Source organism: Alkalihalobacillus pseudalcaliphilus (genome assembly GCF_028610675.1).
GTDB classification, from domain to species: Bacteria; Bacillota; Bacilli; order Bacillales; family Bacillaceae_D; genus Alkalihalobacillus; species Alkalihalobacillus pseudalcaliphilus.
The window spans coordinates 1-10,104 of record NZ_JAQQWS010000002.1 but is presented as its reverse complement, the minus strand read 5'-3'; the positions used below and the strand labels follow the sequence as shown (position 1 = coordinate 10,104).

The 10,104-nt window shown below is 39.2% G+C and carries 9 protein-coding genes; 8 read left to right on the top strand and 1 reads right to left on the bottom strand.

Features of this window, described 5'->3' with window-relative positions; genetic code table 11:
* The first annotated feature begins 557 nt into the window (after positions 1 to 557).
* Positions 558 to 1,046 carry a hypothetical protein gene (locus PQ479_RS06755; protein WP_273716869.1) on the top strand — a complete coding sequence of 163 codons (489 nt, stop codon included), beginning with the start codon at positions 558 to 560 and terminating at the stop codon, positions 1,044 to 1,046.
* Positions 1,047 to 1,194: 148 nt separating this feature from the next.
* Here PQ479_RS06755 and PQ479_RS06750 read toward each other — a convergent pair whose 3' ends face one another.
* A complete protein-coding gene (locus tag PQ479_RS06750) occupies positions 1,195 to 2,769 on the bottom strand; it encodes a zinc ribbon domain-containing protein (RefSeq protein WP_047986950.1) in 1,575 nt (524 codons plus the stop codon).
* Positions 2,770 to 3,599: 830 nt separating this feature from the next.
* On the opposite strand from PQ479_RS06750, the gene PQ479_RS06745 reads away from it, so the two are divergent.
* The 7 genes from PQ479_RS06745 to PQ479_RS06715 all read left to right on the top strand — a co-directional run.
* Complete coding sequence (locus PQ479_RS06745) at positions 3,600 to 4,718, top strand: AAA family ATPase (protein WP_047986951.1); 1,119 nt, start codon at positions 3,600 to 3,602, stop codon at positions 4,716 to 4,718.
* Positions 4,711 to 5,937, top strand: a complete 1,227-nt coding sequence (locus PQ479_RS06740; RefSeq protein ID WP_047986952.1) for a TadA family conjugal transfer-associated ATPase — start codon at positions 4,711 to 4,713, stop codon at positions 5,935 to 5,937. The genes PQ479_RS06745 and PQ479_RS06740 overlap by 8 nt, the downstream gene beginning before the upstream one ends.
* A gap of 18 nt (positions 5,938 to 5,955) precedes the next feature.
* Entirely contained in the window at positions 5,956 to 6,900 is a 945-nt protein-coding gene (locus tag PQ479_RS06735; protein WP_047986953.1) for a type II secretion system F family protein, read from the top strand.
* A 7-nt stretch (positions 6,901 to 6,907) separates the two neighbouring features.
* Entirely contained in the window at positions 6,908 to 7,771 is an 864-nt protein-coding gene (locus PQ479_RS06730; RefSeq protein ID WP_053070268.1) for a type II secretion system F family protein, read from the top strand.
* Positions 7,772 to 7,831: 60 nt separating this feature from the next.
* Complete coding sequence (locus PQ479_RS06725; RefSeq protein ID WP_047986955.1) at positions 7,832 to 8,011, top strand: Flp1 family type IVb pilin; 180 nt, start codon at positions 7,832 to 7,834, stop codon at positions 8,009 to 8,011.
* 23 nt (positions 8,012 to 8,034) lie between these two features.
* Complete coding sequence (locus PQ479_RS06720) at positions 8,035 to 8,664, top strand: TadE/TadG family type IV pilus assembly protein (protein WP_047986956.1); 630 nt, start codon at positions 8,035 to 8,037, stop codon at positions 8,662 to 8,664.
* Between the two features lie 46 nt (positions 8,665 to 8,710).
* On the top strand, positions 8,711 to 10,104 hold a 1,394-nt coding region (locus tag PQ479_RS06715), incomplete at its 3' end, for a TadE/TadG family type IV pilus assembly protein (RefSeq protein ID WP_420535539.1).

The following is a 10,104-nucleotide window of genomic DNA, read 5'->3' as shown; positions in this document are numbered from 1 at the left end:
GAGCGAGTATCTGCACAAAGAGGCGATTAATGTGCAGATAAGGGAGGCGAAAGAGCGAGTATCTGCACAAAGAGGCGATTAATGTGTAGATAAGGGAGGCGAAAGAGCGAGTATCTGCACAAAGAGGGGATTAATGTGCAGATAAGGGAGGCGAAAGAGCGAGTATCTGCACAAAGAGGCGATTAATGTGCAGATAAGGGAGGCGAAAGAGCGAGTATCTGCACAAAGAGGCGGTTAATGTGCAGATAAGGGAGCAGAAAGAGCGAGTATCTGCACAAAGAGGCGATTAATGTGCAGATAAGGGAGCAGAAAGAGCGAGTATCTGCACGAAGAGGCGTTTAATGTGTAGATAAGGGAGCAGAAAGAGCGAGTATCTGCACAAAGAGGCGTTTAATGTGCAGATAAGTGAGGCGAAAGAGCGAGTATCTGCGCAAAAAGGCGGTGTTTCGGCCCTAGTCCACAATTTTCACATGATATTGGAACAGTTTAACAGGAGAAAAGAGACGGTTGATGGGACAAACTATTCACATAAATATGATTGGTTGGAGGTATTAAATATGCGAAAAGTGAATGTGGTATGTGTCCTCATACTCGTTTTGTTTGTTGGAAGTGGGTGTCAGCCGTTGGCAAACCCAAACCATCACCCGCAGACGAATCATCCTACTGCTCATAAGAACATTCTGAACGCCGAAAAGGAAGAGCTTGCACAGGGCTTGCTCGGACCAGGACCGATGAATTATCCAGGTATTGAAAAACAACGCTCATACCCGAAGCAAACGCAAGGGTATAATGGTATTTCTAACTCGAACATAGGAGGAAATCCAACAACGGTTGATGATAAAGTTCTGATGAAGAGAATTGTAGAAGAACATACAAAGTACCATGCAGATTTTATCTTTTTCATGGGTAGCCATGCTTATGTATATCTCGATATTCCAGAGGATGCGAAAGAGGAAGATAAAGATAAACAAATCGATGAATTAAAGAAAGCTTTACGACGAGAAAAACCAACCTATCAATACCATATACAAGAGAAACGACAGTAGCTATCGTTAACGAGCTACTGTTATTTGTTAGTCGGGCAGGGTTACGACGGTGGCTGCTCAAGCGAATAGAAATCGCCAATCCTTTTCTTTATTAGAATAATAAAAACCGTTCATATAGCTAGGCTACATAAACGGTTTTAGACCATAATTATTCCTCATCAGAATCAGCGTTTTCCTCAGCGTCCTGTCCTTCTTCCTCTTCCTCGCCTTCAGAATCAACTTCTGCTTCCTCATCATTACTTTCTGCATTCTCATCCAATGAGGTTAATCCCTCGAATTGGTGCGGGAAGATTTGGGTAGAACCAGTAATGACAAAATGAGAGACGTCATAATTTTCAACGAGCCACTGCTCATTTTCCTCATCATAATAAGTTAGGACTTCATAAGGAGTTCTATTTAAATCGCCATCTCTGAAAATCGCATAAAGATTCGAATCTGGCTCATCAAATTGATACTCAACCCTAACAGGTAATTCATAACGATTCGTATGGTCATTATATTTAGGTTGTTGCAGGGTTTCTTGCACATACTTTGCTTCCAAGAACGTATAGTTGTACACATTATTAGCATTGGCAAATGTCTCATATTGCTTCCTTGTACGTTCCTTTAAATCATCAGAGGCATATTCCATATCATCGACATTTCCTGTTGCAATAGCCTCAAGCATTTGATGCCAGTTCTCATTAAGCATCTCCATGACCTTTTCCATTTCCTCGTCTGGCATCGCAATAAAGCCATTAAAGTTAATCGACTCACTATCGACATCAATATCATCTGATGTCATCGTATACCAAGGGAATTCACGTTCTAAGACAATTTTAGCCGTCCCATCAAGAGGCAGTCTGCCGATGTCCGTACCCTCAGGGCCGACTGTATAATCAGTTTCTTGTTCATTAATATAAACCTTCGTTTCATCATAGGGGGCTGAGACGATCACGGTTTCTAAATCGAATTCAATCTTAATATCCTGTTCGAAGCTCCCAACTTGAAAAAGGTTAACGGTAACGTTTTCAATGGCGTCAACATAACGACCTTCAATAAAAGCTTCTATATCATAAGTACCAGGGCTGACAGGGCCGAATTCAATTTTTTCATCAGCGGTTGTCGAATCAACTTCTTCGCGTCCATTAATCGTTAACTGGGCCTCATCTTCATTAACGGTAATATTCAAGTATAGAGGCGTGATTTTAATGCGATAATCATCAAAAAGTAACCACTTCTTTCCTTCCTGACTCATTCCGATTGAGCCTTGACCGTCATTTAATATCGAAGCTGAAACGGCAGCATTTCGGTTTCCGTCGGCATAAGCAGAGGCTTGTGTTTCCAACGCATCAAATACATAATCACGGTCATTTTCATGTGCATTTAAATAATTAATTAAAGCTTGGGCATCGGCATTAGAGAATGTCCAATCCGCGACGGTTGGATCTAATAGCTGGGTCACAAGGTCTACATCTTCGTTCAGTACGGCATTTTTAAAATCAGTAACGGTTTGTTCAGGGTCGATTGACGTTGAACCAATGATATAAAAAGTCGTTGCGGTTGCGAGTATTAGCACACAAATTGTTACTAACGTAATCATTTTGGTTGTCCAAAAAGGCTTCTTCTCCTTTTGTCCCTTTTCTTCTGATGCGTGCGCCTTTGGGTTTTCAACCTTTTCCCCGCACTCCGGACAGAATTGAGCACCTTCCTTTAGTGGTGTTTGACATTTTTGACAGATCAATGACACTCCTCCATTCTCCATGATAATAGTCTCAGAAAAACATGGATTTCCAAATAAAAGTAATAATCTCCAAAATTATGGATTCATTTATCTTGCATTGGGGTAAAAACTATCTAGGTAACTTTTAGTCGGAGATCCGAATGGCTTACAATTTGTACGTCTAGTTGAAATCTAACTATGTAAATGCACAATGAATCATACCATAAAGCCTATGAATCTTCAAAAAAGATCAAAGATTAATTTTTGAATTTTCAATGTGTTACACAATTACTTAAGAACCTATCCGAAAAAAAGTACAAAGGAGAGTGGTAAAAATGACGGAAAAAGTTATATGTTTAGAACAAAATCGCAAACAATTACAATCTTTTTGAGAATTTAATCCAGTTAATTTCCATTAATTTCAGCCTATTTTAGTGTTTTTGAAATCTTAAATTCAAGATAAATAGCTAGTATGACTGGATTTTATGACATTTTTAGTGAAAATGTCCCAAAAGTAACTAAATTAATACAAGTGGAAAATGTAAAATCATGTAATAGTGTTGAGAGATTTATGTGTGAATTTATACGGACTTCAAAATGTTGAACATAGTAATAGCAACGTTTGCGGCTATTTTTTATAAGCCTATTGATGAATTTTGAACAAATAGGATCGGATAGAGTGCATTAGGAGAAAAAACCTGTTTTTAGCGATTTTTAGCAAATTTAACAGCGAATTTAGTACAATACCATTTAGATTATAAGAATTGTATAAAATGCCAATTGTGATTTTGAAGCATGTCTTTGGAAACAGGCCATATCGACGAGCAAAAAATGAAGTAGGTGAATCCATTATGAAAAAATTAAAACTAGTTATCGCTGATCAAGACTCGACGTATTTATCCTCCTTTGGTGAATATATCATTTCATCTAAAGCAGCCGCACAATTTGATGTGAAGTTCTTTTCTTCTAGTGAAAGTGTTCAAAAATATGTGGACCAAGGTAATCATATTGATTTGCTCATTCTTAATGAACATATGAAGAACGTATTAGAGGAGAATATGAAGCATGGTGTGTTAGTGACGTTAGTTGAGGATAAAAAAAATGCAAATGATGATGAAGCAAACGTTTTTAAATATCAACCTCTTAATCAAGTCATCTCAGAAATTCTCTCCATTTATTTTGAGCACCACCAAGCCGAGCATCACGGAGGTGGCTCCTTAAAAACGAAGGTGCTTGCGGTTTATTCACCAGTTGGTGGGTCAGGAAAGACGACCTTTGCCGTTAATGTAAGTCGCCAGCTTGCATTAAATAATAAAAAGGTCTTTTATCTGAATTTAGAATTATTAAATTCCACCAAGCTCTATTTTTCTTCAAAAGAAGATAAGCCATCCTTACAAATCTTTTATTATGTGAAAGCAAAACCAAAAGAGCTGCGTTCAAAAATTGAAAAATTGAAGAAATTCGACCAGAAATCGAAGGTGGATTATTTCGATTTATTGCCTAGTCCAATCGAATTACAGGAAATTTCTGAAAATGAAACGAAAGTACTGATTACGGCTTTAGTTGAAACCGAACAGTATGATTACATCGTAATTGACTTAGATAGCTCAATCACCAACTTAACAAAAGCTGCCATGGAAAGTGCTGACCAAGTGATATGGATGATGAATAATGATTTGCAGAGCTTCCATAAAACGAGAGTACTCTTTGATAGCTTTGATGACTTATTTGGAGTTGGAAATGGGATGGAAGAACAGACAACATTGATTATGAATCGTTTCAACGGTCAGTTACAAGAATCATTCCAAGCTTACCACTTACCGATACGAGGCTATTTACCGAATGTGCCATCCTGGGCCCAGGTGGCAGATACGGAGCAAATTTACTTTGACCCTCATTACAATCAAGAGCTCATCACGATTACAAAAGGTTTAATAGAGCAAGAGCGGGAGGGTGTCAAGATTGGTTGAAGATAATGTAATAAAAGAACTGATCGCAAAATTGCGTGAGTCACTTGATCTGATGCATTCCATCCCTAACGACGAATTAGTTGATTATATTGAAGCATCGGTATTCGAATACGCCGAAGAGCATCGTCTCAAGACGGCAGAGATGAAATGGATTGTTGAGCGTATCTATCATGCATTCCGAGGGTATGATGTCCTGCAGCCTTTAATCGATGATAAGTCGATTACCGAGATTATGGTCAATAATCATGAAGAGATTTTTATCGAAAGAAATGGTGAAGTATCTCAAGTTGATATGAAGTTTGAAAGTCAGCAGAAGCTCGAAGATATTATTCAAGCGATTGTTTCCAAGGTAGATCGAGTGGTCAATGAATCGTCTCCAATCGTGGACGCCCGCTTGCAAGATGGTTCTCGTGTCAACGTCGTGTTACCACCGATTGCTTTAAAAGGACCTGTTATCACGATTCGTAAGTTTCCAGAAAAGCCGCTGCTCATTGATGACCTCATTGAAAAAGGAGCTTTATCCGAAGACGTGGCCGAGTTTCTTGAAAAGCTTGTTCGAGCGAAATATAACGTTTTTATTGGTGGAGGTACGGGGTCAGGGAAAACAACCTTCTTAAATGTTTTATCCAATTTCATTCCAAAGGATGAAAGGATTATAACAATAGAGGATTCGGCTGAGCTCCAAATTAAACAAGTGCCAAACCTTGTTAGCTTAGAGACGAGGAACGCCAACACCGAAGGCCGAGGAGAGATTTCGATTCGTGATTTAATCCGAGCGTCCTTACGGATGAGACCAAACCGAGTCATTGTCGGGGAGGTTCGTGGGGCTGAGGCTCTCGACATGTTACAGGCGATGAATACCGGTCACGATGGCTCCTTATCAACCGGACACGCCAACTCAACCAATGATATGTTAAGCCGTTTAGAGACGATGGTGTTAAGTGGAGCGAACTTACCGGTTCAAGTTATTCGTCAACAAATCAACTCAGCGATTGATATTATGGTTCACCTGTCAAGACTCCGCGATCATTCAAGAAAAGTCGTATCTATCTCTGAATTAATCGGGATTGAAAATGGGGAAATTCAATTGAATCCATTATATGAATTTGTCGAAGAAGGCGAAGACGAAAAAGGCAAAATTATTGGAGCATTGCAGCCAACAGGAAATGAGCTTCATTCTGATTCGAAATTGCGCCAAGCCGGCATCGTGCTTTCGTAGGAATGGAGGTGTGGAAGATTGTTTGATATTTTTCTTATATTGTTTTTAGTCGGTTTGGTTGGCGTTTACTTCAATACGGTACGTAAAAGGAAAAAGCGTGAGCGTGAAGGTCCAGATGAACAAGAATTAAAAGCGGAAAGTACATTTGCAAAGCGTGCCCGTGAAATCCGCGAGGAAGCATCAAAGCGTAGAACACCCAAACAAATGGAAGGTCATTTGATTGATTATTCGCAATATAAACTCTCAAAGAAAGAATGGTTTTTCTACTTTTTCGCTGCGGCTGTCGTGCTTGGGTTACTTGGTTACTTATTTTATGAAAGTTGGATAGCTGTTGTTATTGTTGCCGCTATAGGTCTTGTCTTTCCTGGGATGCGTAGGAAAACCTTACAAAAATCAAGGAAGGAAAAGCTTAATCTTCAGTTTAAGGAGGCGATTGCTTCATTATCTTCCTCATTAGCCGCTGGTCGTTCGATTGAAAATAGCTTTCGTGAGGTTGTTGGTGATTTGCGGTTATTATATCCAGATCCGAATACACATATTATTCGTGAATTTGAGATTATAAATCGTCGTGTTGAAAATGGCGAAACGATTGAACGAGCGATTCAAGACTTCGCAAACCGGTCTGACTCTGAGGATATATTAAATTTCGCCGATGTATTTATTACATGTAAAAGAACAGGCGGTAATCTCGTAGAAGTTATTCGCCGGACCTCGGATGTCATAAGTGAGAAGGTGGATATTCAACAAGAAGTCCAAGTGATGGTTGCCCAGAAGAAATTTGAATCACGAATTTTATCGGTTATGCCTATTGCGTTAGTGGCATTCTTACGTTATTCATCAGGCGAGTATATGGACCCGCTGTATGAATGGGCTAATCTAGGTCCGATTATTATGACTGCTTGTTTAGGTTTGTTGTTGTTATCCTACTGGCTCAGCCAGCGCATTATGAACATTAAGGTGTGAGTGAATCATGATTATATATGGAATCATTGTCGCGATCATTGTCATTCTTTATTTTGTTCTTTCGATTCTTTCGCGTCATCAATACGATGAAGTGATTGAAGAATTCGGAGACCAATACCCATTAAAATTTATGGCACCCGTATCGTTACACTTTATCTATAAAACTAGATTACTAGAGAGACTTCATACACAAGTCTCCTCCATACAGGGGAAAATGATTAGCCTGTATGGAACAAAAGAAGCTTATAAGCATACGCGGATGTTTATGACACAGCTTGTCTCAGTTGTTCTGCTATGTGTCTTAGCGGCAGGACTGCTCGGACTTTTATCAGAAGGTGACCACTTTATGTTTGTGGCTGGTTTGTTTTTTGCCATCATGATTCCACTTCTACTCGTGAACCAGCTCTCCAATAAAGAAAAGGAACGTAAGCAAAAAATCTTGCTTGAGTTACCTGAGGTCGTTAATAAAATCATCTTACTCGTTAATGCTGGAGAGACCGTACAACAGGCACTGATTCGTTGTGTCGAATTAAATACTGAAGCTGATTCTCCATTATATGAAGAGCTTCGGGTAGTCGTGAACAAATTAACGAGTAATGAGCCCTTTGCTGATGTCATGAATGATTTTAGCAAAAAATGTGCGATGCAGGATGTGTCCATTTTTACAACAACGATTTTACTTAATTATCGTAAAGGCGGGCAGGATTTAATTCTCTCTTTACGGGAACTTGCACAGAATCTTTGGGAGAAACGAAAAAATATCTCCCGTACAAAAGGGGAAGAAGCATCATCCAAGCTTGTCTTTCCTTTAATGCTAATTTTCGTTGCAGTAATGATTATTGTTGGTTATCCAGCAATAACCATTTTGTAAATAAAGTAAAGCCCGTAAACCGGGCACAAAAATTGAATCAAAAAATAGGAGGAATTACACATGTTACAATTTATGAAGAATTTTTGGAATGATGAGGAAGGTCTACAAACGTTGGAGATTATGTTAATTATTGCGGTTATTGTTGTTATTGCCTTGTTATTTAGAGAGAACATTATGGGATGGATAAACCAATTATTAGATTTTGGTGGACGACAAATTGATCAATTTGAATCTAACTAATAATTAATAGTGGAGTGTAGAACATGACTGAACTTATCAAACGACTTCAGCGCTTTCGGAAGGATCAGTCAGGTGTATTTACTCTTGAAGCATCGATGCTATTTCCGATTATCTTAATCATCACGATGTGTTTAATCTTTTTTAGCTTATTTATTTACCAACAATCCGTTGTCCAGTATCAAGCCAATAAAATCGCTGACCAAGTTGCATCGTCATGGACGAATAGTCATATGGATCCAAAAACGGGTGAATTTAATACGTATACGACCTTTGAAGGTGGTGATGGCTTGTATTGGCGGACAACGGAAGTGAGTTTTTTAGGGGATATTTTAGGTATTCCGTTTGTTAGTTCAAATGTTCCTGCTTCGAAACTTCGCCCTGAGCTTGGTAATAATGCTTGGGGAGAGGTGACGATTCAAAAGGATACGAAAGTGTTCGGTTTTGATGCCATCGTCGTCACCGTGCAACAACCCTTATCCTTCCCAAGTTATGTGACTGATTTATTTGGGGTAACCGAGGCGAAGGCACAAGCACAAAGACCAATTACAGAACCGACAGAATGGATTCGTACAACGGATTTTGCGATTTATTTTTACGGTAAAGTGAAGGAATTTGGTTCTTATATAAAAACGTTAGGCGAAAAAAGGAATTAACTATGGGTGTGAATAAAAAACATCAACAAAACAAGGGGGTGGAGTCATGAAGAAATGGTTGAAAAAGGCCTATCACAAGTTCATTTTTGATGAAAAGGGTGCAGTTTCCATTTATGCGATCATGATTACTCTCCTCCTTTTTCTTTTTAATGCAGTGCTAATTGATTACATGAGAATTATGGTCGCTGAACGAGAAACCGAACAAGCAGCAAGAGCAGCAGCACGTTCTGTTATGGCTAATTTTGACCATGGTGTCAAAACGTATGGATTATTTGGTGTGAAGGGTGGTCAAGAAGAAGCGAACGAAATCTTTCAAACGGTATTTGAGAAACATCTCGAGGTCGATGGAAGTAGTGGCGATATTTTTCACTTTTCAACACCACAACCAGTTGAAGGTTCCGTCAATGTTGTCGTTGACGAAGACAGGATGCTCGCACATTCTGAAATGTTCAAGCACCAGGTGCTCGAGGAAATGAAATACTCAGCTCCAATTGAAGTTGGTCAGGCATTAATTGAAGGTGTGCTAGGAATTTCAAGTGCGATGGAAGAGGCATCGAAATTAAGTAAAGTGCATAAGAAAATCAAGGATGACCTTGATGGACGAGAGCAGAAGTTAGATGAAGCGTTAGCCAAGCTTGAGGAAGCTCGTGAAAAGATGGCAAATCTAGCTTCAAAGGTAAATGCCAATGGAAACTCGACCTTTCCGACTGTCAATAGAACAGGGGATATTGTTAGGCATTATCAAACGTATAATGATAACAAAGCCGAGTTGCAGGAAGAGTTGGATGAGGATGCCTCAGATGAAGACAAAGAAAAACGTGACAAGATGAGGCAAGATAATGAGGATTTTCTCAGAGATGCCAATGAACTCGCAGAAGACATTTATGAGGATGTAATTGAAATTGGTGAACTTTTAGACGAGGTATTAGATCTTCTAACTCAAGCTAGAGTTCATAATGAAAATATAAATACGGAGTTAGAAGGTGCCGATGAGGATGTCGATTTTTCAGATGCGATTAGTGTAGGTGAAAGTGGCGGTTCTGGTTCAGCTGATTTCGGTGGTGCCGAAGAAGGTATTGGAGAAGCGAGAGATGAGCTCAATAAGCTAGCTGTGGATGATTCAGTATTTGAGGAAATTATTTCGTTAGTCGAGTCAGGAAAAAGAGCGGTTGATGATGGTCAAAACCAAGGTACTAGTGCGATGCGATCAAAAATTTTCGCAGTTGGAACAATGATAAATGAAGGATTACAACCGCATTCCCAACAAAGAAATTGGTTTAGTAATGCGGTTAATGATTTAGCCTCTGCTCATTCAACAGGAACAACACATTTAAACGATGCCCATGAGAAACTCAAAGACCTAATTGAAGAGCTAAAAAGTACTGATACAAAGTCATCAGATGAAGTTGATGAGAAAGAAGACGAGGCAGAAGATAATTT

Coding starts and splice junctions, on each gene's coding strand:
- PQ479_RS06755 (WP_273716869.1), top strand. CDS start 558: ATGCGAAAAGTGAATGTGGTATGTGTCCTCATACTCGTTTTGTTTGTT.
- PQ479_RS06745 (WP_047986951.1), top strand. CDS start 3,600: ATGAAAAAATTAAAACTAGTTATCGCTGATCAAGACTCGACGTATTTA.
- PQ479_RS06730 (WP_053070268.1), top strand. CDS start 6,908: ATGATTATATATGGAATCATTGTCGCGATCATTGTCATTCTTTATTTT.
- PQ479_RS06725 (WP_047986955.1), top strand. CDS start 7,832: ATGTTACAATTTATGAAGAATTTTTGGAATGATGAGGAAGGTCTACAA.
- PQ479_RS06720 (WP_047986956.1), top strand. CDS start 8,035: ATGACTGAACTTATCAAACGACTTCAGCGCTTTCGGAAGGATCAGTCA.